Genomic DNA, 21,354 nt, shown 5'->3' on the forward strand with positions numbered 1-21,354 from the left:
CACGACGTCTGGAGTTCCGACGCGCGGCGGCGATCTCAGGCAACAGCGAGACAGGCCATGGCAAAACCGTTCCCGTCGAAAACCCATATCGGCAACCATATGCTGCATCCGGAAACGCTGATGCTGACCTATGGCTACGATCCACAGCTGTCGGAAGGCGCCATCAAGCCGCCGGTGTTCCTGACCTCGACCTTCGTGTTTAGGACGGCCGAGGACGGGCAGGACTTCTTCGATTACGTTGCCGGTCGGCGCGAGCCGCCGGCTGGCATGGGCGCGGGCCTGGTCTATTCGCGCTTCAACCATCCCAATAGCGAGATCGTCGAGGACAGGCTCGCGATCTATGAACGCACCGAGAGCTGCGCGCTGTTCTCGTCCGGCATGGCGGCGATCTCGACGACGATTTTGGCCTTCGTCCGTCCCGGCGACGTCATCCTGCATTCCCAGCCGCTTTATGGCGGCACGGAAACGCTGCTGACCAACACGCTGGCGCGGCTCTCGATCGGTGCGGTCGGCTTTGCCGACGGCATTGACGAGGTGGCGGTCAACCAGGCCTCGGAGGACGCGATGCGCAAGGGCCGGGTTTCGATGATCCTAGTCGAAACGCCGGCCAATCCGACCAACGGCCTCGTCGACATCGCGCTGATGCGCCGCGTCGCCGACACCATCGGCAAGGCCCAGGGCCGCACGCCGATCATCGCCTGCGACAACACGCTGCTCGGCCCGGTGTTTCAGCGGCCGATCGAGCATGGCGCGGACCTCTCGCTGTACTCGCTGACCAAATATGTCGGCGGTCATTCCGACCTGATCGCGGGCGCGGCCCTCGGCACCAAGGCGATCATGAAGGGCGTCAAGGCGCTGCGCGGCGCCATCGGCACCCAGCTCGATCCGCATTCCTGCTGGATGATCAATCGCTCGCTCGAAACCTTGAGCCTGCGCATGGAGAAAGCGAACAGCAATGCGCGCCTCGTCGCGGACTATCTGCGCGACCATGCCAAGGTGGCCAAGGTTCACTATCTCGGTCATCACGAGGAGACCTCGCCGGCCGGACGCGTGTTCGCGCGGCAATGTCTCGGTGCGGGATCGACGTTCTCGTTCGACATCGTCGGCGGTCAGGCGGCGGCGGAGAAATTCCTCAATGGCTTGCAAATCTTCAAGCTTGCGGTCAGCCTTGGCGGCACGGAATCGCTGGCGAGCCTGCCGGCGACGATGACCCATTCCGGCGTCCCCGCCGACATCCGTCGCAAGATCGGCGTTCTGGACTCCACGATCCGGCTGTCGATCGGCATCGAAAATCCGTCGGACCTGATCGCGGATCTCGAGCATGCGTTGAGTGCGGCTTGAAAGGGCTATTCGTGTCACGGATGGCGGACAGCTCGCATTGAGCCTGCTTTTCCACGTCGGTTTGCGCGACTGCGAATTCAGCCGACAAAAAAGCATTCCCGCAGAATCGAAAAGGCCGGGCGCTCCCTCCTGCGCCCGGCCTTCGCCGATGACGTTTTTATAAAACCTACTTGGTCACCTGGCCGCGGATTTCGCCGCCCGGGTTGGCCGCGGTGTGAATGTTGACGTAGAGCTTGCCGGCGAGGAGATCGGCGGCCTGCGCGTCGGTCAGCGTCGCCGAGCCCTCAGCCGGGCTCTTGGCAGCACCCGGGATCGGCACCATGACGCCGGCATTCTTGCCGGTCTCGGCGGGGCCATGGAAATGGGCGGCGGTGGCGGGGCCGGAGAGGCCGGAATAGGTCAGTTTCCAGGACAGCTTCTTGGTGGCGGCGTCATAGTCGAGATCGGCCGCGCCGGTGCCGCTGCTGGCGGTGGCGGGCACTTCGGACTTGCCGTCCAGCGTCGCCTTCAGTTTCTCCGCGCTGGCCGAGCCTGCGAATGCGACGGCGGCTCCGAGCGCCAGCGTGGCAAAAAGCGCTTTGTTCATGGGTCTCTCCCTATTGACGCCTGATTGCGGTCAACTTGCAAACAGTGCGGTTCCGACTTTATTCCCGGATTCCGATCAAACCATCTAAATTATTCGTGGCTGGAGCGGCTGCGGGATGATCCGTAAATTCGCCCGAGCTCGATGGGATCCCGAATGCTGCGACGAATAATTTCTGTCATCCTGATCGCCGCCGTCGCAAGCCTCGCCGGCTATTGGTGGCTGACCGGGCCGACCGCCTTGGCCTTGCCGGCGCCGGCGCGCGGACCCGATCTCGCAAATGGACAGGAGCTGTTCAACGCCGGCGGATGTTCGTCCTGCCACGCCGTGCCCAATCAGCCCGATCGCCTGCGGCTCGGCGGCGGGCTGGCGCTCCGTTCGCCGTTTGGCACGTTCTATGCGCCGAACATTTCCCCTGATGCCACCGACGGCATCGGCCGCTGGACCGAGGTCGATTTCGTCAATGCGGTGATGCGCGGCATCTCGCCCGAGGGCACGCACTACTTCCCGGCGTTTCCCTACACCTCCTACCACATCGCCAAAGTCGACGACGTCCGCGATCTCTTTGCGTATCTGAAGACGCTGCCGCCGGTGCCCGGCCGGGTGCGCGACCACGATTTGCCATTTCCCTTCAACATCCGCCGCAACGTCGGCATCTGGAAATTGCTGTTCATGGATGTCCGGCCGTTCATGGCGGATGCAGCGCGGTCCGTGCAATGGAATCGCGGCGCCTATCTCGTGAACGGTTTCGGCCATTGCGCCGAATGCCACAGCCCGCGCAACGCCCTCGGCGGTGTCATCCGGGGCGAGCGTTTTGCCGGCGGCCCCAATCCCGAGGGCAAAGGCTGGGTGCCCAACATCACGCAGAAGGGCATCAGTAGCTGGAGTGAGAAAGATATTGCCGACTTCCTCGAGACCGGCGACATGCCAGAAGGCGACACTGCATCAGGCTCGATGCGGCCGGTGATCAAGAACCTCGCGCAATTGACACCCGAGGATCGCGCCGCGATGGCCGCTTACCTGAAGTCGCTGCCGCCAATCGACGGCCCGACGCCGCCCAAGCGCAAGGAAGGTGACGGCTGAACGCTGCAGCTTGCGCCGATCGCGCCCAACTAGCTCGTGCCGAACGCCTTGAAGGTGATGATGGTGAGTGTGTCCTGGATGCCGGGCAGCACCTGCACCTTCTCGTTGACGAAGTGGCCGATGTCGGTGTCCTTGTCGACATAGAATTTCACCAGCAAATCGTATTGGCCGGCGGTGGAGTAGATCTCGGAGGCGATCTCGGCTTCGGCGAGCGCATTGGCCACCGTGTAGGACTGGCCGAGCTTGCATTTGATCTGGACGAAAAAGGGAACCATTGCAGTCACTCCGAAGGCGTATTCTTCCGGCTAATAGGCCAAAACCGTCCGGATTTAGCAAGCGGACTTGCTGCCCGCGGGGATAAGCCGCCCGCGCGCCAATACCGGTTCTGCCCTACGAAATCACCGTGGCCGCGGCAAAGGCGTCCCTGAGCCGCTGGGCGAGCTCGGCCTTGCGATAGGGCTTGGTCAGCACGACGGCCTGCGCCTGCGCGCGACCCTGCTCGACCAGGGTCTCCAGCGCATAGCCGGAGGTGAACAGCACCGGCAGGTCCGGCCGAATTCGCCGAGCCTGGTCGGCGAGCTCCCAGCCGCTCATCCCGCCGGGCATGACGATATCGGTGAACAGCATGTCGATGCCGGGGTCGGCGCGTAGCCGTTGCAGGGCCTCCCGGCCGTTGACGGCGGCGACGACGCGATAGCCGAGTGCCTCGACCCGGAGGATCACCGAGGAGCGCACGAACGGATCGTCCTCAGCAATCAGGATAGTCTCGTGGCCGCGCGGCGCGGCATCTTCGCTGTCCGGCATGTCGGTTGGCGAGTGTCCGCCGCCGGCGCGCGGCAGGTAGATCCGGACCGTCGTCCCGAGGCCCTGTTCGCTATAGATCGAGACATGGCCGTCGGATTGTTTTGCGAAGCCATAGACCATGCTCAGCCCGAGCCCCGAACCCTTGCCGACCTCCTTGGTGGTGAAGAACGGCTCGAAGGCGTGCTCGATGACCTCGGGCGTCATGCCTTCGCCGTCGTCGGTGACGGAAATCAGCGTGTAGGCGCCGGATGCCACCTCCGGGTGCCGGGCGCGATAGTCCTCGTCGATTGCGGCGAGCTCGGTGCTCAGCGTCAGACGTCCGCCTGATGGCATCGCGTCCTGTGCGTTGAGCGCAAGGTTCAGCACGGCGGATTCAAGCTGGGCGCGATCCGCAAAGGCCTGGATGGTGCCAGGACCGAACGCCGTCTTGATCTCAATGTTTTCGCGCAGGGTGCGCTTGAGCAGCTTGAGCATGGACTCCAGCAACTCGCGGCAATCGATCGGCTTTGGCTGGAGCAATTGGCGGCGGCTGAATGCCAGCAGTCGCTGCGTCAGCTCCGCGCCGCGTTCGCCGGACTCGCAGATGTCGTCGGCAAATTGTCGCAAATCGGGCCGCGTCTTGAGCTGCTCGCTGAGATGCTCGGCGTTGCCGATGATGACAGTGAGGAGATTGTTGAAGTCGTGGGCGATCCCGCCGGAGAGCTGGCCGACCGTCTCCATCTTCTGCGCCTGCTGGAGCTGCTGCTCGGTCAGCTTGCGCGCGGTCAAATCGTGGATGATGCCGACGTAGATCAGCTCGCCGTCCTGCCACGCCTGGCCGACCGACAGATCCATCGGAAAGCTCGACCCGTCCTTGCGCAGGCCGGCGGTTTCCCCGGTTGCGAAGCGCCGCGCGTGACCGGCGGATGGGCGCCTCTCCTCGCTCGACATCAGCATGCCGATGTCGAGATTCATGACCTCGGCAGCGCGATAGCCGAACAGCCGTTCGCAAGCGGGATTGAACAGCAGAATGCGGGCTTGCGCGTCGAACAGGATGACGCCGTCGACCGCGGTCTCGACGACCGCGGTGAGCCGCGTCATGCTCTCGCGCATCGCGCGCTGGGCGTCTCCGACCTGCCGCAGCAGCAGCGTCGCGTCCCGGCTCTTGATCTCCTCTTCTTCGAGCGCGGCCTGAACCTTCTGCAGCTCGAACGGGGAGGGAATCTTCAGGATCTTCGGCAGCAGGGGCCAAAGTGCACCGGCAGTGAAGATGGAGGCCGCAGCCGTGACCGCCTTGACGATACCCTCGATGCCGTAGATCGGGACCCAGAGCGTGTAGATCGACAGCACATGTGTCAGGCCGCATGCCATGATGAAGATCGCAAACGCCCAGTAGACCCAGCCGAATTGGAGGTCGCGCCGCTTGGTGACGAGAATGGTGAGAGCGAACGGGATCGAGAAATAGGCGATGGCGATGATGGCGTCGGAGGCGACGTGCAGCCAGATCAGCTCGGGCTCCCACAACAGGCAGATGCCGAGCGGTGACAGCATCGACGAATCGAGGAGACGTTCGAAAAAGGCCCACATGATACAATCCCGTGAGGGTTGCAGGCCGGGGCGGCCCGCAACGTCGCATCGCCAGCGAATCGAACAACATTTCACTCATCTTGATGGGCGCGCCAAGGCCGGATGATGCCCGGGCCATATTTTCGCTGCATGTGCACGTTTCCGGGACGACAATCCTCCGTAAGACTTGGCCTGATTCGCCGGCGCTGGCCGGTCCGGCTTGCTGGGGTTCGGGGGGCGCGCTAGGACAGGTCATGACTTCGAAAAGCCTGGCTTCGAAAACGCGGAAAATCACCCCATGACGACGCCCGTGGCGCTCACCATCGCCGGCTCGGATTCCAGCGGCGGTGCCGGCATTCAGGCCGACCTGAAGACTTTTGCCGCGCTCGGCGTCTACGGCGCGTCTGCGATCACGGCGCTGACGGCGCAGAACACCAAAGGCGTCACCGGAATTCATGCGGTGCCGGCTGCGTTCGTCACCGCGCAGATCGATGCGGTGTTCTCTGATCTCGATGTCGGCGCGGTCAAGATCGGCATGGTGGCGCAGGCCGAGAGCATTGATGCGATCGCTGCTGCGCTGTCGCGCTGGAAGCCCGGCCATATCGTGCTCGATCCCGTGATGGTCGCGACCTCCGGCGATCGCCTGCTGGCCGCGGAGGCGGTCGAGGCATTGCGCACGAAGCTGATGCCGTTGGCGTCGGTGATCACGCCCAATTTGCCGGAGGCGGCCGCACTGCTGGACGAGCCGATTGCGCGAGGCGAGGCCGAAATCGAAAGCCAGGGGCGTCGTCTGCTCGGCCTCGGCTGTCGCGCAGTGCTGATCAAGGGCGGGCACGGCGAGGGCACCGAGAGCGTCGACTATCTCGTCAGCGCCGACAAAACGATCGCGCTTGCCGCCCCGCGGGTCGCCACCCAAAACACCCATGGCACCGGCTGCTCGCTGTCTTCCGCGGTCGCGGCGAGCCTTGCCAAGGGCGAGGATCTCGAGACGGCCGTGCGCAATGCCAAGAGCTGGATCAGCGCGGCGATCACTTCGGCCGACCGCTTCAGTGTCGGCCACGGCCACGGGCCGATCCATCATTTCCACAAGTTTTACTGACGCTGGCTTCGCGCGGCGCGATGGTTCCTGCCGTTAACCAATAAGCCGATCCGGTTCCGGGCTTTTTGCGGGCGCCCCTTGCCGCCTCATGTCGCCTGATTGTCGCATGCGACTGATATTCGCGGGGAGGGCGAGGCGAGGTTTGATTCGTATCTGAGGGTGCCTCAAAGGTTCAATTGGTCATCCCCCTGTCACGGGACATTGTTACAGGCTGTCGCATGGGAAGCTACGATGTGAGTGACGAGAGCCCTGAAAGGCGCTTTCGCACCTTGTTCATCTCCGACGTTCATCTCGGAGCCCGCGGCTCGCAAGCCGACCTGTTGCTGGACTTTCTGCGCTACCACGATGCCGACACCATCTATCTCGTCGGCGACATTGTCGATGGCTGGGCGCTGAAATCGAGCTGGCACTGGCCGCAATCGCATAACGATCTGGTCCAGAAGCTGCTGCGCAAGGCGCGCAAGGGCGCCAAAATCATCTACGTGCCCGGCAATCACGACGAGTTCCTGCGCAACTATTACGGCACGCATTTCGGCGGCATCGACGTCGTCGAGAACACCGTCCACACCGGCGTGGACGGCAAGCGTTATCTCGTCATCCACGGCGACATCTTCGACCTCGTGGTGCAGAACGCGCGCTGGCTCGCCCATCTCGGCGACAAGGCTTACGACTTCGCGATCCAGATGAATCGCTTCGTCAACTTCTTCCGCCGCATGTTCAAGGTACCGTATTGGTCGCTGTCGCAATGGGCCAAGCAGAAGGTCAAGAACGCGGTGAACTATATCGGCGCGTTCGAGCAGGCGCTCTCGGCCGAAGCACGGCGTCATGACGCCGATGGCGTGATCTGCGGCCACATCCACTACGCCGTGATCCGCGACGAGAACGGCATCCGTTACATGAACTGCGGCGACTGGGTCGAGAGCTGCACCGCGCTCGTCGAGCACGATGACGGACGTTTCGAGATCATCACCTGGGCGGACCATTTGCAGAAGCCGGCGCAAGTTCCGCAGGTGGCAGCAAGGGCTGCTTGATGCGCATCCTGGTCGCGACCGACGCCTGGCACCCGCAAGTCAACGGTGTGGTTCGGACGCTGACCAAGCTCGCTGACGCTGCCGCGACGTTTGGCGTCGAGTTCACGTTCCTGACGCCGCAATCGTTCCGCACCTTTGCGATGCCGAGCTATCGCGACGTGCGGCTTGCGATGCCGCGCCCGGCGCGCATCGCAAAGCTGATCGAGGAAGCGCGGCCCGACAGCATCCATATCGCGACGGAAGGGCCGATCGGCCTGATGGTCCGCCGCTATTGCCGCCAGCGCAAGCTGCCGTTCACGACCAGCTTCCACACCCGCTTTCCCGAATATGTCCGCGCGCGCGTGCCGGTTCCGGGCTCGCTGATCTGGCGGGCGCTGCGCCGCTTCCACAGCCCGAGCCGCGCCGTGATGGCGGCTACGCCTGCGCTGGCCCGAGAGCTCGGCGAGCGCGGTTTCGACAATGTCGTGCTGTGGCCACGCGGCGTCGACACCCATTTGTTCCATCCCCGCGCCATCGACCTCTGCCTGCCGGCCCCGGTGTTCCTCTCGGTCGGCCGCGTCGCGGTGGAGAAGAATCTCGAGGCGTTCCTCGACCTCGATCTGCCCGGCACCAAGGTGATCGTCGGCGACGGCCCGGCGCGCAACGCGCTGGAGGAGGCCTATCCCGACGCGATTTTTCTGGGGGAGAAGCACGGCGAGGAGCTGGCCGACATCTATGCGGCAGCCGACGTCTTCGTGTTTCCGAGCAAGACCGACACGTTCGGCCTGGTCCTGCTCGAGGCGCTGGCGAGCGGCCTGCCGGTCGCGGCCTTCCCGGTGAAGGGACCCCGCGACGTCATCGGCGATGCGCCGGTCGGCGCGCTGGACAATGACCTGCGCAACGCCTGCTTCGCGGCGCTCGACATTTCCAGGCAGGCCTGCGTCGAATTCGCCGCCAATTACACCTGGGAGGCCTCGGCGAGGGCTTTTGTGGACAGCATCCGGGCGGTCGGCGCCGTGCTGTCCGGCCGGACCGGCTCGGAACAGCCACGCTACGTCGCCTGAGTGGGGTAGATTCTTGTTTTGACGCGTTTTCTTCACGCGAACCGGTATCCACTTCGCTCGAAAACGCTATGGAATCCTCGCGCGGAGGTGTCTTGCCCGCGCCTCATCGGGCGCGATAACATCGCCCCATGTCCGAACAGCCCCTTCCGATCGGCCCCGCCGATATCGATGCCGCAGCGCGCGTGCTCGCGCCCTTCGCCGTCCGCACCCCGCTGTTGTCCTTTCCGGTGCTCAACGAGCGTGTCGGCGCAAAAGTGTTCCTGAAGCCGGAGATGCTCCAGCGCACCGGCTCCTTCAAGTTCCGCGGCGCCTTTAACAAGGTGTTCTCGATCCCGCAGGACAAGCGCGCCGGTGGCGTCGTCGCGTTCTCCTCCGGCAACCACGCGCAGGGCGTGGCGGCGGCGGCCAAGATCCTCGATATGCACGCGACCATCGTGATGCCGGCGGACGCGCCGCTCTCGAAGCGCGAGCGCACCAAATCCTATGGCGCGGAGGTCGTGCTCTACGATCGCGACCGCGACGATCGCGAGGCGATCTCGCGCGGCATCGCCGAGAGGCGCGGTGCGACGCTGGTCAGGCCCTATGACGATCCATTCGTGATCGCGGGGCAGGGCACCGCCGGCCGCGAGATCGCGGAGGACATGGCAACGCTCGGCCTTTCGCCCGACATCGTGGTGGCGCCGGCCTCCGGCGGCGGCCTGATCGCAGGCGTCGCCACGGCCGTGAAGGCGCGCTATCCGCTGGCCGAGATCGTGGTGGCCGAGCCCGAGGCGTTCGACGATCACGGTCTGTCGCTGACCGCAGGCCATCGCGAGCCGCATCCGCCGGCGGGCCGCACCATCTGCGATGCGCTGATGGCCCTGATCCCCGGCGAAATGACCTTTGCGATCAACAGCAAGCTTTTGGCGCGCGGCGTGACCGCGTCGGACAAGGAAGTCGGCGCGGCCGTCGCCTTTGCCTATCGCGAGCTGAAGCTCGTAGTCGAGCCCGGCGGCGCGGTGGGCCTTGCAGCGTTGCTGGCCGGCCGGCTCGACGTCGCCGGCAAGAACGTGGTCATCGTGCTCTCCGGCGGCAACGTCGACGCGGATCTGTTCGCCGAGCTGGTGGCTTGATCCCAATTGAACGGTGCGAGCGAGGGTGCTCGGTCCGCCTCTTCCCAGCGGGGAGAGGTCGGATTGCGCCTGGCGATGCGAAGCATCGTCCAGTGCAATCCGGGTGAGGGGCCGCGGCATCTCGTAAGACCAAAACCCCTCACCCGGATCGCATCTGTCGATGCGATCCGACCTCTCCCTTCGGGAGAGGTGGCGCCTGGGCCGTCTCCGGTACTCAATCCCATGAAGCTTTGTTTGTTGACATGAAGGGGCAGAGCGTTGCCGCTCTGCCCCTTTGCTATGTTTGTTGGGTTCGAACCTGCTGCTTGCTCGGTGCAACCTCTCCCGCTTGCGGGCAGGGCAATCGCATATGGGATGTTGGACGGCCTGAGCGCACGCCTCGTCCTTCGAGACGACCGCTCTGCGGTCTCCTCAGGATGAGGCTAAGCGGCACCTTTTCCTGCTGAAACTGCTGCCGCGTACACCGTCCTCATCCTGAGGGCCCGCCAAAGGCGGGCGTCTCGAAGGATGGCCGCAGGGAAGCCGCTTCCATATGCGATAGCCCTGCGCTTGCGGGGGAGGTCGGCGCGAAGCGCCGGGTGGGGGCTTTCTCCAAGCGAGGATATTCTCGGTCGGCCACTAACTGTCCCGTTGCGGAGACACCCTCACCCCAGCCCTCTCCCGCAAGCGGGAGAGGGAGCGCACCTTCTTCGTGGCATCAGTGCATGAAGCTGCCGTGGTTGTTGCCGCCGTTTGACTGGTTCATCGACTGACGGACATTGTTGCCGCCGCCATTCCCGATTCCATTGAATTGCGGCCGGTTGCTCTGGACGTTGCTCTGGACGTTGTTCTGGACGTTGTTCTGGACTTGCACCTTGTTCACCGGGCTCTTGTTGAGCTTCACGCCGTTGTTGATGCGGATCGGGTTGTTCTGCGTCTGAACGTTCACCGGCTTCACATCGACGGTCGAGCCGCCCCTGCCGATCGTCACGGGCATGCTCACGACCTTGCCAGGGGTGCCGGTGGTCGAGCCGGCATTGTTGTTGCCGGTGTTCTGCGTGGTGGTCACCGGCAGTGTCGTGATCTTGCCGATGCCTTTGTTGTTCGTCGTCGTGTTAGTCGGCGCGGGCAGGGTGACGATCTTGCCGCCATTGCCGAGCTTGCCGATGACGTTGCTGTCGACCGGCTTCCGCGCGACCGGCAGGTTGGCGTTCATCTGAGAGCCGCCATTGCCCTGCTGGATCAGCGGCATGTATTTGGGCTGGCCGAGATTGCCGACCTTGAGCATCGGGGCGATGTTCTGCGGAGCCAGGAACTTCGTCGCCTGCATCAAGGGGATCATCTTTGGCTGCGTCTCGAGCTTCAGCGCCATCTGCGCATAGGGGCTGTTGCCATAGCTGTCGTAGAAGGCCTTGTAGCCGATCGGCGAGTTCGCCAGCACCGCCTGGTGCCAGGCCTGCGAGAGCAGGAGGTTCGACAGCAGCCAGCGGATGTGATCGCACAGCGGGTCGTGCGGATACATCTGGATGAACTCCTGATAGTACTCCGGCCGTCCCTCGGACACGACGTAGTCATAGGCCTGGCGCGTTGAACGGCTCGGCAGGTTGGAGGCCATCTGCACCACCGGCGCGTTCACCGGCGCGCGGTTGGCAGCCACGGCCGTGTCGCCGAAGAAGGTGAAGTCAGACGTCAGCGACGAGCTCTCCCACGGAATCTGCGCGCCGCTGGTGGACTGGTTCACCTGGAGTCGCACGCGCTTGAACAGCTGCTCGATCGGCACGTTGGGCTCACGTGCGACGTTCAGGAAGGCCTGCGTGTAGGGGCTGTGGCCGCCGCTGCCGTCGAGCGCTTCGGCGCCCGGCGCGGTCGAATAGCCGACGATCGAGCCGTTCGGCGCATCGACGATTGCCAAGCCCCGGCCGGCGTCGTTGACGTTCGGGAACGGATTGTTGCGGCAGGCGTCGAGGATGACGATGCGCATCCGGCTCGGGATCGTCTCCAGCGTCGACATCACGTCGACCAGGCGAACGGAGTCGTTGACGAGGTCGGTCTGGTTCGCAACCTTCGCGTCGACAGGGACGAGATAGTTCTCGCCGGCGAGCTGCACGCCATGACCGGCGTAATAGACCATCGCCACCGTGTTCGGTCCACGCGCGGACACTTTTGCGGAGAAATCCTGCACCACACGCAGCATGTCGTTCTGGCCGAGGTCGGTCGCCGAGATCACCTCGAAGCCGGCCGAGTTGAGAAACTGCGCCATCGACTGCGCGTCATTGTCGGGATTGGCGAGCTGCGGCGCGTTCTGATAGTTCGAATTGCCGATCACCAGCGCCACCCGCTGCTCCGGGCCCTGCAGCGCGGCAGGCGCAGCCGGTTCGACAGGTGCGACTTGTGCGGAAACCGGGCCGCAGGCGAAGCCAAACAGGCTTCCCAGCAGGCCGGCAGTCATCAGGGCGGATTTCAGGCGGAACATGGCGTGCTCCCTCGGGGCTCATCTCGATGCGAGATTGGTTGCGAGGAAGCCTGACCGCGTTCGAGCCCGAGGTCTGTGATCGCGATCACCAAGGCGCGGTCGTGATCTAAATCACGCCGCGGGGATTCTGGATTGCTTGGTGCAGAGAGCCGTGCGTCTCTTACGAGAAGAACGCGATCTTCTCGGCCTGGGTCATGCGGCGGATCGGGGCGAGGGCGTCGTTGGCGGCGGGGCGCGGCTTTTGCACGATGCCGCTGGCGAGAATGGTGGCGCCGAGCGAGGGTTCGGGCATCGGTGACGGCATTGGAAGCGTCGCGGTCGGTGCTGCGCCGGATGTCGCCGCGGCCGCCATGGCGGGGGCCGGCTGCTCCATCACCTCGGCGGCGGCTTCCGCAATGGCATCGGTGAGGCGCGCGAGCGATTCCATCGCGATCGGGGCTTCGACAACCGGCTCCTCGACAACCAGTTCCTCAACGTGCGGCGCGATCGGCGCCTCCATGGCGACCGGCTCGGCGACGTCCGCGGCCATCGGCTCGGGCGTCGACTCAGGAATGGCCGCTTCCATCTCGATGGGCTCGACGATCTCGTCGAACTCCGGATCGGGCGCGGCCATCTCCATCGCGATCCGCGCGAGCACGGCGTCGTCCTCGGCCTCCGCGGCGGCATCGAGCGAGAACTCGTCGGCGATCTCGGGCTCGATCGCGACGTCCATCATCGCGTCCTCGGCGATGCCGCTCTTGTTGGCGGCTGCCTCGGGCGCGATGTCCTGTGGCGTCTCCGTCAAAGCCACAGGGGCTTCGCTCGCCATCGCCGCGGGCGCCTCTGCAACCGGCGGTGCTTCCTGCGCAGGCGCAGGACGCGGCCGCGCCGCGGCCTCTGACGCTGCGACGCCGGCTGCGACGGTCTGCTCGACCCGGTCCTTGAGCAGATCGAAGGCGGCCTTGAGGTCGCCGCGCGGGTCGATGGTCGACACCTGGGCGCAGGCTGCTTCGATCGAGGCGAGCTGCGAATCAATCAGGTCGCAGATTCGCCCGTCGGCGCCGATCTCGCGCCAGCGCCAGGAGATCTCCTTGATGATGCGCACGCCGCGCGGGATCGGTGCGAGGCTCGCCTCGAGCGCGGCCGGATCGTACGCCTTAGCCGCGGCGCTTTCTGCGTCCTCGATTGCGCGGCGGATCGCGACCAGCGCTTCGGGCAGGCGGTCCTCGACGACGGGTTGTCGCTGTGCCGCAAGGGTTTCTTCGATTTTGGCGACCGCATCGAGCACCATGGCCGTGTCGGCATTGCGGTTGCGCTTGGCGTATTCGCCGAGGAACCAGCGGCCGCGCGCGGTTTCCATGAAGGCTTCGCGGATCGCGTCGTAATCCTGCTCGTTCGGCTCGGCCGCGCGGGCAGACATGGGCGAGAGGGCGAATGCTTCGTTGGCCATGACAATCTCGTCGCGCAAATCACCGCGCGTTACTGTAACGATCACCACGATATCGACCGAATCGCAATTGGTTTGATGCCACCCGAATCACAAATCCCCATCGCAGCAACCGTCAAGCGGCGATTCGCCGTGAGTCTCGCGCTGTTCTACTCGGCCGTGTTCGCGGTGTCGGGCACGCATCTGCCGTTCTTCCCGGTCTGGCTCAAGGCGATCGGCGTCGATGCCGCCTGGATCGGGATCATCAACGCATTGCCGTCGCTCACGCGCTTCACCACGCTGCCGCAGGTCACAGCCTTTGCCGAAAGGCGACACGCGATTCGCGCCGGCATCATGATCTCGGTGCTCGCGACCGCAATCGGCCTTGCGGTCCTCGGCTTGCAGCAACAGCCGCTGGCGCTGTTCCTGATCTATGCGCTGACCTGCGTGATGTGGACGCCGACGACGCCGCTCACCGATGCCTACGCACTGCGCGGCGTCGCGCGTTACGGGCTCGATTACGGGCCCTTGCGACTGTGGGGCTCGGCGGCGTTCGCCGCCGGCTCGCTGGCCTGCGGCTATCTCGTCGACAGCATCGCGGCGCGCGACCTGATCTGGATCATCGTCGCATGGGCGGTGGCTGCGGTCTTCGCCAGCCTGCTGCTTCCGCCGCTCGACGATGCCAGGCGCAAGACCACGGAGACGCCAGCCGACAAGGGCTTGTTGCGCGATGGCGGCTTCTGGGCCGTGATCGCGTCGGCTGCGCTGATCCAGGGCAGTCACGCCGCCTATTACATATTCTCCGCCATCAACTGGCAGCTCCAGGGTCTGAGCGGGCTGACCATCGCGGGGCTGTGGACGCTGGGTGTGGTCGCCGAGATCGTCGTCTTCGCGCTGTCGCCGCGCTTCGCGCTGCATTCGTCATCGCTGATGGCGATCGGCGGAGTGAGCGCGGTGCTGCGCTGGATCGTCACGGCGCAGGAGCCGCCGCTGGCGCTGCTCGCGATCGCGCAGCTCGGTCACGGCCTGACCTTCGGAATGACTGTGGTCGGCACCATGAATCTGCTGGTGCAGCGCGTGCCGTCGCATCAGATCGCGCGCGGGCAGGGCTACCTCGCAGCGTGCAGCGGATTGTTGGGCGCTGTGACCTCGATCGCCTCAGGCGCGATCTACGCCCGGATCGGCGGCAATCTCTATTACATCATGGCGGCAATGGCCGCGGCCGGCGCGATTGTGATCTGGTCGGCGCGGCATCGGCTCAAGGCTCAGCCCCAGAGCGAGGCATCCGGCGGATAGACCAGGCTCTCGTCATAGCGAAGCCCATGATCGCGGTCGCGCGCCAGCAGCAGGGGACCGTCGAGATCGACGAAGCGCGCCTGCGGCGTCACCAGCATGGCGGGCGCCATCGACAGCGAGGTCGCGACCATGCAGCCGATCATGATGTCGAAGCCGAGCGCCTGCGCGGCATCGGCCATGGCCAGCGCCTCGGTGAGACCGCCGGTCTTGTCGAGCTTGATGTTCACGGCGTCGTAGCGCGCGCGCAACGGGGCCAGCGAATTGCGATCATGCACGCTCTCGTCGGCGCAGACCGCGAGCGGCCGCTTGATCCGCGCCAGCGCGTCGTCCTTGCCGGCCGGCAGCGGCTGCTCCACCAGGGTGACGCAGACGGCCGCGCAGGCCGCGAGGTTCTGCTCCAGATTGGCTTCGGTCCAGGCCTCGTTGGCGTCCACGATCAGCTCCGAGTGGGGCGCTGCCTTGCGCACGGCCGCGATCCGCAGCGCGTCGCTGTCGCCACCGAGCTTGATCTTGAGCAGCGGCCGGTGCGCCGCCTTGGCGGTCGCGACCGCCATGGCTTCAGGCGTGCCCAGCGAGATCGTGTAGGCGGTGGTGCGCTCGCCCGGGATCGGGCGGTCCAGCAGGTTCCAGGCCCTCAGGCCCGCAGCCTTGGCCTCCAGGTCGATCAGGGCGCAATCCAGCGCGTTGCGGGCCGCACCGGGCGGCATGGCGGCCTGAAGAGCCTGCCGCGTCAGCCCGCCCGCCACGGCCGCCTGCATGGCCTGGATCGCGGCCAACGTCGCCTCGGGCGTCTCGCCATAGCGGGGATAGGGCACGCATTCGCCGCGGCCGATCAGGCCGTTTTCGCTCACTTCGGCCACCACGGTCACTGCTTCGGTTTTGGCGCCCCGGCTGATGGTGAAACTGCCAGCGATGGGAAACCGCTCGATTCGCGCGGCAAGCGCAGGAACTTTGCTGGAAGTCATTTTGAACTCTGGCGAAATCTGAACCAGCTGGTTACCTCTAGCAACTAACATTAACCAGTTGGGGATACCTTTTCCGGGTATGGGCGCGTGCGCAACAATCTGATTTTCTCCGCCCTGATTAGGGAGCGGACACCTTGAGCGGCGATCCGAAGCTGGAACGGATTGCCAAAGGCAACGCGCTGGCCCTCTGCGCCACCGGAACCTGGACCGCGACCTTCGCGCCGCTCCTGGAGCGGATGGTGGCCGACGCCGAGAAGCTCGCCGGCAGCCCCCAAAGCATCTTCATCGACGTCTCCGAGGTCGCCAAGCTCGACACCTTTGGGGCCTGGCTGATCGAGCGGCTGCGCCGCAGCCTGACCCAAGGCGCCGTCGAGGCGCAGATCGCGGGTCTGTCAGCCAACTATTCGAGCCTTGTCGACGAGGTGCGGCGGGTCAGGGCGACGCCGGTGGTCGATAGAAGCACGATCACCATCACCGGCATGCTGGAGCAGATTGGCCGCACTGTCGCCGGCATCGGCGGCACGGTCGCGGGCCTGATCGACATGCTCGGCGCCGTGCTCGCGGCCGGGGGGCGCGTGCTGATCCATCCCCGCTCACTCCGCCTGACCTCGACCGTGCATCATCTGGAGCAGGTCTGCTGGCGTGCGGTGCCGATCATCGTGCTGATCACCTTCCTGATCGGCTGCATCATCGCCCAGCAGGGCATCTTCCATTTCCGCCGGTTCGGCGCCGACATCTTCGTCGTCGACATGCTCGGCGTGCTGGTCTTGCGCGAGATCGGCGTGCTGCTGGTCGCGATCATGGTCGCGGGCCGATCGGGCAGCGCCTACACGGCCGAGCTCGGTTCGATGAAGATGCGCGAGGAGATCGACGCGCTGCGCACCATGGGGTTTGATCCGATCGAAGTCCTGGTGCTGCCGCGAATGCTGGCGCTGGTGCTGGCGCTGCCGATCCTCGCTTTCCTCGGCGCCATGGCCGCGCTCTATGGCGGCGGGCTGGTCGCCTGGCTCTATGGCGGCGTCGATCCCGAAGCGTTTCTGTTGCGCCTGCGCGATGCCATCTCGATCGATCATTTCATCGTCGGCATCGTGAAAGCACCGGTGATGGCTGCCGTGATCGGCATCGTCGCCTGCGTCGAGGGCCTCGCCGTGCAGGGCAGCGCGGAATCGCTTGGACAGCACACGACCGCGTCAGTGGTGAAGGGCATCTTCTTCGTCATCGTCATGGACGGTGTCTTCGCGATCTTCTTCGCCTCGATCGGAATGTGATGATGGCTGGCGAAATTCAAAACCCCATCATCCGCGTCCGCGACATCACCGTGCAGTTCGGCGCGACGCGCGTGCTCGACGGCCTCAACCTCGACGTCAAGCGCGGCGAGATCCTCGGCTTCGTCGGTCCCTCCGGTGCGGGCAAGTCGGTGTTGACGCGCACCATCATTGGCCTGGTGCCGAAGGTCGCGGGCTCCATCGAGGTGTTCGGCGTCGATCTGGATTCCTCCAACACATCGCAGCGCCGCAACGTCGAGCGGCGCTGGGGCGTGCTGTTCCAGCAGGGCGCGCTGTTCTCCTCGCTCACGGTGCGGCAGAACATCCAGTTTCCGATGCGCGAATATTTGCGCGTCTCGCAGCGGCTGATGGACGAGATCACCATGGCCAAGCTCGCCATGGTCGGCCTCAAGCCGGAGGTGGCCGAGCGTTTCCCCTCGGAACTCTCCGGCGGCATGATCAAGCGCGTCGCGCTGGCTCGCGCGTTGTCGCTCGATCCCGACCTCGTCTTCCTGGACGAGCCGACCTCCGGCCTCGATCCGATCGGCGCCGGCGATTTCGACGAACTGGTCCGGACACTGCAGCGGACTTTGGGGCTGACCGTTTTCATGGTAACCCACGACCTCGACAGCCTTTACACAGCTTGCGACCGCATCGCCGTTTTGGGCAACGGTAAGATCATTGCGGCAGGGTCGATCGCCGACATGCAGGCCTCGCAGCATCCCTGGCTGAGGCAGTATTTCCATGGCAAGCGCGCCCGCGCGGTCATGAGTTGAGTAGCCGGAGCACCTGATGGAAACGCGGGCGAATTACGTACTGATCGGATCCTTCACGCTGGCGGTGATCGCGGCTGCGATCGGCTTCGTGCTGTGGTTCCAGTCTTTGCACACCACCAAGCAGCGCAGTCCCCTGCGCGTCGTGTTCGAGGGCCCGGCGGCGGGCCTGCGCAATGGCGGCAGCGTCAATTTCAACGGTATCCGGGTGGGCGAGGTGGTCTCGGTGAAGCTCGACAATCCGCGGCGGGTTGTCGCACTCGCCATGGTCGAGAACAACGCCCCGATCCGCAAGGATACCCTGGTCGGCCTCGAATTCCAGGGCCTGACCGGCGTCGCCGCGATCTCGCTCAAGGGCGGCGAGGAGGCCGCACCTCCGCCGGCGCTCGATGAGGACGGCATCCCGACGCTGATGGCCGATCCGAACAAGCTTCAGGACGTCACCGAGGCGATCCGCGGCACGCTCCAGAACATCAACAAGATCGTCGCCGACAATCAGGAGTCGGTGAAGAACTCGCTGAAGAACCTGGAGACCTTCACCAACTCGCTCGCCCGCAACTCCGAGAAGATCGACGGCGTGATGGCCAAGGTCGACGGCGTCATGCTCAAGGCCGACAGCCTCATGCTCGGCCTCAACACGCTCGCCGGCGGCAAGGACGGTGGCGAGCTGTTCCTGACCGTCAAATCGATCCGCGAGCTCGCCGAGGATTTCGACAAGCGCTCAGGTGCGCTGATGACCGACGGCCGCCGCACGCTCGGCGACATCAGCCGCGCCGTGAACAATTTTGACCGCAACCCGACCCGCGTTCTGTTCGGCGCCAGCAACAGCGCACCAGCCGCCGCGCCGGCGGCGGCCGAGGCGCCGAAGCCGGCCGCGACGGAGCGCCGGCGGCAGTAGCGCCTCCTCCCTTCTCCCCTTGTGGGAGAAGGTGGCATAGGCTGCCTTCGGCCGCCGTTCCTAAGAACGCCGAAGCGAAGCTTCGGCTACGGTTGCGCACCTTCGCGGGCGGCCTTGGCTTATTCTAGGCAAAAAAATCGGCTCCAGTTGATCGAGCGCCGCGACCGCGTGTCCAAGGCGAGTGGATCTTTTGGCGCGTTCGTCGCGTCGTCGTCGGTCTCTCTCGCTTTACCCATGATCGGCCCCCAAGACGGCAGAATGGTAGAACGCTGGGGGGCGGTCGGCCTCTCCTCACTTGATCCAAGTCAGCGGCGCAGGCGGCGGCGCTCCCAGCCGCCAAGGCGCGAGCAGTGGCCACACTTCTCGCTCGTGAATGCGCCCATCCGCCCACTTTAAATTCACCAGCGGTCGGAACGCACTGAGGAGGCGCACGTTCGCCTGACAGAGCCTTTCGATAGGGAGGTAAACACCATGAAGTTGATCATAAGCGCCGCCGCCCTTGTGGTGACGGTTCTGGCGTCAGCGGTGTCGGCGCAAACGACCAAACCGGACGTCTCCACTGCTCCGAGCGCGCAGAACTCGGGCGCCGGAATCCCCGGTCAACCGGGCAACAAGAGCGGTCCAGCCGTCAAACCAGGAGAGACGGTTGGTTCTAGCTCGACGACAAACCAGGAGAACCCGAAGGTTCAGTTGCAGGACCCGTCAAATATTAAGGGACTGCCAGGCAACAAGAGCGGCCCGCCCGCCAAGGAGCCGTCCCGCGACTGAAAGTTACCGCCGTCGCTTCGGAAACAACTTGTCTCGGATATAGCGGGACGTGGGCGTCAACCTCACGCCACGGGGCTTCCGCCACACTGCCTTGTCGATCTCCCACTTGTCGCCGATCTTCAAGCGGCCGGAGACCTTCTTGGCTACGAAGACCGCATCACTCATCTTTCGTCCGGCGGACCTAAGCCGGGACGCAAGTCTGCGGCCGTTCAAGTTCTAATCCGCTTACGAAGGCGTTAGCGCAGGAACCGTCACCTGCCTGGGGACGTTGAGAAAAGCAATGTGTATTAATTCAGGAGGAACGTCATGCGACCTCTGTTAATGGCTAGCGTATTGGCGGTTGCCGGTTTCGCTATCGCCACGCCGATCTCGGTTGCACCCGCGTCAGCTCAAGTTTCCGTTGATACACCGATCGGCGGCGTGACAGTGGGCCCGGAGCGGCGCTATTACCGCGACTATGATCGACCCGCTTATCGCGCCTACGGATATGATCGCGGATATGGATATGATCGCGGATATCGCGGATGCCGTACCGTTACGATCGAGCGCGACGACGGCTCGGTCCGTAGGGTCCGCCGGTGCGACTAGAAATTAGCCCGGCGCTCGCAAGAGCGTCGGGTTTTGTTTCGAGCCGCATCAAGTGGCGCGTTGCCGATCGGCGCGCTCTGGGCCCTCGACCGCGCGACCGCGCAAGCCTCAAACTTTGAAACACCTGAGAGAACGAGTTACTACATGGCCCCGCAAATGAGCGACCATTGAAACCGAAGCCGGTGGCACGCGCAAGGTGTATCGGTGCGCTAAAACTACTGGATGACAGGCCCTCTCCCTGGGCGTAAAGACTTGAGTATTGTCAAGCCAAGATCAATCGAAACATTTATTCGGTACCATGCTGTCATCTACGCCCGAAGAGATGCAGGCGATTGTGGACTACATGAACTGGCAAGCACCCGACCTGACCGTCGAGTTCTTGCAAAAAGTCTACGCCGAAACCATTCTCAACCATCAGCATGTCGTGTGGGATGTTCACACCAACGTTGACCGCTGGTGGGTGATAACTAATCCGACCAACCTGTACTCTCAGGTACAGTTTCCAAACATGGACTTGGCTGTCACTTTTCACGTCGGTCTGTGCCTTCGTGTCCCGCGGAGCCATAGATCGAAACTGTCAGAGCTTCCCGTAGAGCCGCTCGCCGCTTGCTTTCGCCATATGTCCGAAGCCTCGGATGCGCTGGCAGGCGCCACGCCGGCGGCGGCCGAGCCGTCGAAGCCGGCCGCGACGGAGCGCCGGCGGTAGTAAGTTCCGACCGTCTTAATTTCCGTTAGCTCCCTGCATGGGTATCCATCGGAAATCGATATCATCGGCTTCGATCACCCATACGAATGCTTTGCATTGGGCGCGATAGGCCCACTCAATCTCGTGAATCAAGTGACCGCGATCCGAGATACGAAACTCGTCGTAGCGCCAATCACCATGCGACGGCGCATTTGGCGAGAGCTCCTGGAGTGAGTAGGCGTACACCGTCGGATACGTAATCTCGATATGCCCATCTTTATAGGCGCCGAGTATGCGAAGCGCGATCGAGCAGGATCGTTGACCAGGCTGGGAGCCTGGCTTCTCCAATACTTGCAACGACTCCAGCCAAGCGTCGTGCGGACAACGGTGATCTCTCGTATGGTAGAACCAGTCGGAGGTTGCGAGTTCGTAGGCGCGAGGCGGGAACACCGCCTGGTTTTCAGCGAGATAGGTTTCGTACCGCCCGAATGCGCGTTCTGCTTCGGGATATTCATCGTCGCGCCCGTCACCCGAGAGAATGAATACCATCGGCAGTTCCTGTTGGTTCACTAAGCTAGAAGGAAAAACGGAGGCCGCGAGGCCTCCGTTGGCATTTGC

19 protein-coding genes and 1 pseudogene are annotated in these 21,354 nt (G+C 64.3%); 12 read left to right on the forward strand and 8 right to left on the reverse strand.

Annotation, left to right across the window (positions count from 1 at the left end; genetic code table 11):
- The first annotated feature begins 57 nt into the window (after positions 1-57).
- The gene (locus tag JJC00_RS14280) at positions 58-1,341 is read left to right on the forward strand and encodes a cystathionine gamma-synthase family protein (protein WP_200473160.1); all 1,284 of its coding nucleotides are present in this window, start codon (positions 58-60) and stop codon (positions 1,339-1,341) included.
- A gap of 166 nt (positions 1,342-1,507) precedes the next feature.
- Here JJC00_RS14280 and JJC00_RS14285 read toward each other — a convergent pair whose 3' ends face one another.
- Positions 1,508-1,927 carry a CHRD domain-containing protein gene (locus tag JJC00_RS14285; RefSeq protein ID WP_200473161.1) on the reverse strand — a complete coding sequence of 140 codons (420 nt, stop codon included), beginning with the start codon at positions 1,925-1,927 and terminating at the stop codon, positions 1,508-1,510.
- 153 nt (positions 1,928-2,080) lie between these two features.
- On the opposite strand from JJC00_RS14285, the gene JJC00_RS14290 reads away from it, so the two are divergent.
- On the forward strand, positions 2,081-3,007 hold the full coding sequence (locus tag JJC00_RS14290; protein ID WP_200473162.1) for a c-type cytochrome: 927 nt from the start codon (positions 2,081-2,083) through the stop codon (positions 3,005-3,007).
- A gap of 29 nt (positions 3,008-3,036) precedes the next feature.
- Here the strand turns inward: JJC00_RS14290 and JJC00_RS14295 are convergent, their stop codons facing one another.
- Both JJC00_RS14295 and JJC00_RS14300 read right to left on the reverse strand, forming a co-directional pair.
- Positions 3,037-3,282 carry an Lrp/AsnC ligand binding domain-containing protein gene (locus tag JJC00_RS14295; RefSeq protein ID WP_135162037.1) on the reverse strand — a complete coding sequence of 82 codons (246 nt, stop codon included), beginning with the start codon at positions 3,280-3,282 and terminating at the stop codon, positions 3,037-3,039.
- Between the two features lie 115 nt (positions 3,283-3,397).
- The gene (locus JJC00_RS14300; RefSeq protein ID WP_246774212.1) at positions 3,398-5,377 is read right to left on the reverse strand and encodes a hybrid sensor histidine kinase/response regulator; all 1,980 of its coding nucleotides are present in this window, start codon (positions 5,375-5,377) and stop codon (positions 3,398-3,400) included.
- 277 nt (positions 5,378-5,654) lie between these two features.
- On the opposite strand from JJC00_RS14300, the gene thiD reads away from it, so the two are divergent.
- The 4 genes from thiD to JJC00_RS14320 all read left to right on the forward strand — a co-directional run bounded on the left by thiD (position 5,655) and on the right by JJC00_RS14320 (position 9,641).
- Positions 5,655-6,455 (forward strand): bifunctional hydroxymethylpyrimidine kinase/phosphomethylpyrimidine kinase, encoded by an 801-nt coding sequence (gene thiD, locus JJC00_RS14305; RefSeq protein ID WP_200473164.1) that lies wholly within the window; start codon positions 5,655-5,657, stop codon positions 6,453-6,455.
- A gap of 218 nt (positions 6,456-6,673) precedes the next feature.
- Positions 6,674-7,486 (forward strand): UDP-2,3-diacylglucosamine diphosphatase, encoded by an 813-nt coding sequence (locus tag JJC00_RS14310; protein WP_200473165.1) that lies wholly within the window; start codon positions 6,674-6,676, stop codon positions 7,484-7,486.
- On the forward strand, positions 7,486-8,529 hold the full coding sequence (locus JJC00_RS14315) for a glycosyltransferase family 4 protein (RefSeq protein ID WP_200473166.1): 1,044 nt from the start codon (positions 7,486-7,488) through the stop codon (positions 8,527-8,529). The genes JJC00_RS14310 and JJC00_RS14315 overlap by 1 nt, the downstream gene beginning before the upstream one ends.
- A gap of 128 nt (positions 8,530-8,657) precedes the next feature.
- The gene (locus tag JJC00_RS14320) at positions 8,658-9,641 is read left to right on the forward strand and encodes a threonine/serine dehydratase (RefSeq protein ID WP_200473167.1); all 984 of its coding nucleotides are present in this window, start codon (positions 8,658-8,660) and stop codon (positions 9,639-9,641) included.
- A 697-nt stretch (positions 9,642-10,338) separates the two neighbouring features.
- Here JJC00_RS14320 and JJC00_RS14325 read toward each other — a convergent pair.
- On the reverse strand, positions 10,339-12,093 hold the full coding sequence (locus tag JJC00_RS14325) for a caspase family protein (RefSeq protein ID WP_200473168.1): 1,755 nt from the start codon (positions 12,091-12,093) through the stop codon (positions 10,339-10,341).
- Between the two features lie 160 nt (positions 12,094-12,253).
- Complete coding sequence (locus tag JJC00_RS14330; RefSeq protein WP_200473169.1) at positions 12,254-13,522, reverse strand: hypothetical protein; 1,269 nt, start codon at positions 13,520-13,522, stop codon at positions 12,254-12,256.
- Positions 13,523-13,597: 75 nt separating this feature from the next.
- On the opposite strand from JJC00_RS14330, the gene JJC00_RS14335 reads away from it, so the two are divergent.
- A complete protein-coding gene (locus JJC00_RS14335) occupies positions 13,598-14,794 on the forward strand; it encodes an MFS transporter (RefSeq protein WP_200473171.1) in 1,197 nt (398 codons plus the stop codon).
- On the opposite strand, the gene dgcA is transcribed toward JJC00_RS14335, so the two are convergent.
- Positions 14,764-15,759 carry an N-acetyl-D-Glu racemase DgcA gene (gene dgcA / locus JJC00_RS14340; protein ID WP_200473172.1) on the reverse strand — a complete coding sequence of 332 codons (996 nt, stop codon included), beginning with the start codon at positions 15,757-15,759 and terminating at the stop codon, positions 14,764-14,766. The two genes, JJC00_RS14335 and dgcA, sit on opposite strands and share 31 nt — an antisense overlap.
- A gap of 134 nt (positions 15,760-15,893) precedes the next feature.
- Between dgcA and JJC00_RS14345 the strand changes: the two genes are divergently transcribed.
- The 4 genes from JJC00_RS14345 to JJC00_RS14360 all read left to right on the forward strand — a co-directional run bounded on the left by JJC00_RS14345 (position 15,894) and on the right by JJC00_RS14360 (position 19,463).
- Positions 15,894-17,027, forward strand: a complete 1,134-nt coding sequence (locus JJC00_RS14345) for an MlaE family ABC transporter permease (protein ID WP_200473173.1) — start codon at positions 15,894-15,896, stop codon at positions 17,025-17,027.
- Positions 17,028-17,029: 2 nt separating this feature from the next.
- Positions 17,030-17,800 carry an ABC transporter ATP-binding protein gene (locus JJC00_RS14350; protein ID WP_200473174.1) on the forward strand — a complete coding sequence of 257 codons (771 nt, stop codon included), beginning with the start codon at positions 17,030-17,032 and terminating at the stop codon, positions 17,798-17,800.
- A 16-nt stretch (positions 17,801-17,816) separates the two neighbouring features.
- Positions 17,817-18,695, forward strand: coding sequence for an MlaD family protein (locus JJC00_RS14355; protein WP_200473176.1), 879 nt, complete (start codon positions 17,817-17,819; stop codon positions 18,693-18,695).
- Between the two features lie 471 nt (positions 18,696-19,166).
- Entirely contained in the window at positions 19,167-19,463 is a 297-nt protein-coding gene (locus JJC00_RS14360; protein WP_200473177.1) for a hypothetical protein, read from the forward strand.
- 3 nt (positions 19,464-19,466) lie between these two features.
- Here the strand turns inward: JJC00_RS14360 and JJC00_RS38110 are convergent.
- Positions 19,467-19,643 (reverse strand): annotated as a pseudogene (locus JJC00_RS38110) (NUDIX hydrolase); the annotation flags it as partial.
- A gap of 706 nt (positions 19,644-20,349) precedes the next feature.
- Here JJC00_RS38110 and JJC00_RS14365 point away from each other — a divergent pair.
- The gene (locus tag JJC00_RS14365; protein ID WP_200473178.1) at positions 20,350-20,757 is read left to right on the forward strand and encodes a hypothetical protein; all 408 of its coding nucleotides are present in this window, start codon (positions 20,350-20,352) and stop codon (positions 20,755-20,757) included.
- A gap of 15 nt (positions 20,758-20,772) precedes the next feature.
- Here JJC00_RS14365 and JJC00_RS14370 read toward each other — a convergent pair whose 3' ends face one another.
- Positions 20,773-21,285 carry a hypothetical protein gene (locus JJC00_RS14370; RefSeq protein WP_200473180.1) on the reverse strand — a complete coding sequence of 171 codons (513 nt, stop codon included), beginning with the start codon at positions 21,283-21,285 and terminating at the stop codon, positions 20,773-20,775.
- Positions 21,286-21,354 lie beyond the last annotated feature (69 nt).

The organism is Bradyrhizobium diazoefficiens, from assembly GCF_016616885.1.
In the GTDB taxonomy this organism is placed as follows: domain Bacteria; phylum Pseudomonadota; class Alphaproteobacteria; order Rhizobiales; family Xanthobacteraceae; genus Bradyrhizobium; species Bradyrhizobium diazoefficiens_F.

Coding starts and splice junctions, on each gene's coding strand:
- JJC00_RS14280 (WP_200473160.1), top strand. CDS start 58: ATGGCAAAACCGTTCCCGTCGAAAACCCATATCGGCAACCATATGCTG.
- JJC00_RS14285 (WP_200473161.1), bottom strand. CDS start 1,927: ATGAACAAAGCGCTTTTTGCCACGCTGGCGCTCGGAGCCGCCGTCGCA.
- JJC00_RS14290 (WP_200473162.1), top strand. CDS start 2,081: ATGCTGCGACGAATAATTTCTGTCATCCTGATCGCCGCCGTCGCAAGC.
- JJC00_RS14295 (WP_135162037.1), bottom strand. CDS start 3,282: ATGGTTCCCTTTTTCGTCCAGATCAAATGCAAGCTCGGCCAGTCCTAC.
- JJC00_RS14300 (WP_246774212.1), bottom strand. CDS start 5,377: ATGTGGGCCTTTTTCGAACGTCTCCTCGATTCGTCGATGCTGTCACCG.
- thiD (WP_200473164.1), top strand. CDS start 5,655: ATGACGACGCCCGTGGCGCTCACCATCGCCGGCTCGGATTCCAGCGGC.
- JJC00_RS14310 (WP_200473165.1), top strand. CDS start 6,674: ATGGGAAGCTACGATGTGAGTGACGAGAGCCCTGAAAGGCGCTTTCGC.
- JJC00_RS14315 (WP_200473166.1), top strand. CDS start 7,486: ATGCGCATCCTGGTCGCGACCGACGCCTGGCACCCGCAAGTCAACGGT.
- JJC00_RS14320 (WP_200473167.1), top strand. CDS start 8,658: ATGTCCGAACAGCCCCTTCCGATCGGCCCCGCCGATATCGATGCCGCA.
- JJC00_RS14325 (WP_200473168.1), bottom strand. CDS start 12,093: ATGTTCCGCCTGAAATCCGCCCTGATGACTGCCGGCCTGCTGGGAAGC.
- JJC00_RS14330 (WP_200473169.1), bottom strand. CDS start 13,522: ATGGCCAACGAAGCATTCGCCCTCTCGCCCATGTCTGCCCGCGCGGCC.
- JJC00_RS14335 (WP_200473171.1), top strand. CDS start 13,598: ATGCCACCCGAATCACAAATCCCCATCGCAGCAACCGTCAAGCGGCGA.
- dgcA (WP_200473172.1), bottom strand. CDS start 15,759: ATGACTTCCAGCAAAGTTCCTGCGCTTGCCGCGCGAATCGAGCGGTTT.
- JJC00_RS14350 (WP_200473174.1), top strand. CDS start 17,030: ATGGCTGGCGAAATTCAAAACCCCATCATCCGCGTCCGCGACATCACC.
- JJC00_RS14355 (WP_200473176.1), top strand. CDS start 17,817: ATGGAAACGCGGGCGAATTACGTACTGATCGGATCCTTCACGCTGGCG.
- JJC00_RS14360 (WP_200473177.1), top strand. CDS start 19,167: ATGAAGTTGATCATAAGCGCCGCCGCCCTTGTGGTGACGGTTCTGGCG.
- JJC00_RS14365 (WP_200473178.1), top strand. CDS start 20,350: ATGCTGTCATCTACGCCCGAAGAGATGCAGGCGATTGTGGACTACATG.
- JJC00_RS14370 (WP_200473180.1), bottom strand. CDS start 21,285: ATGGTATTCATTCTCTCGGGTGACGGGCGCGACGATGAATATCCCGAA.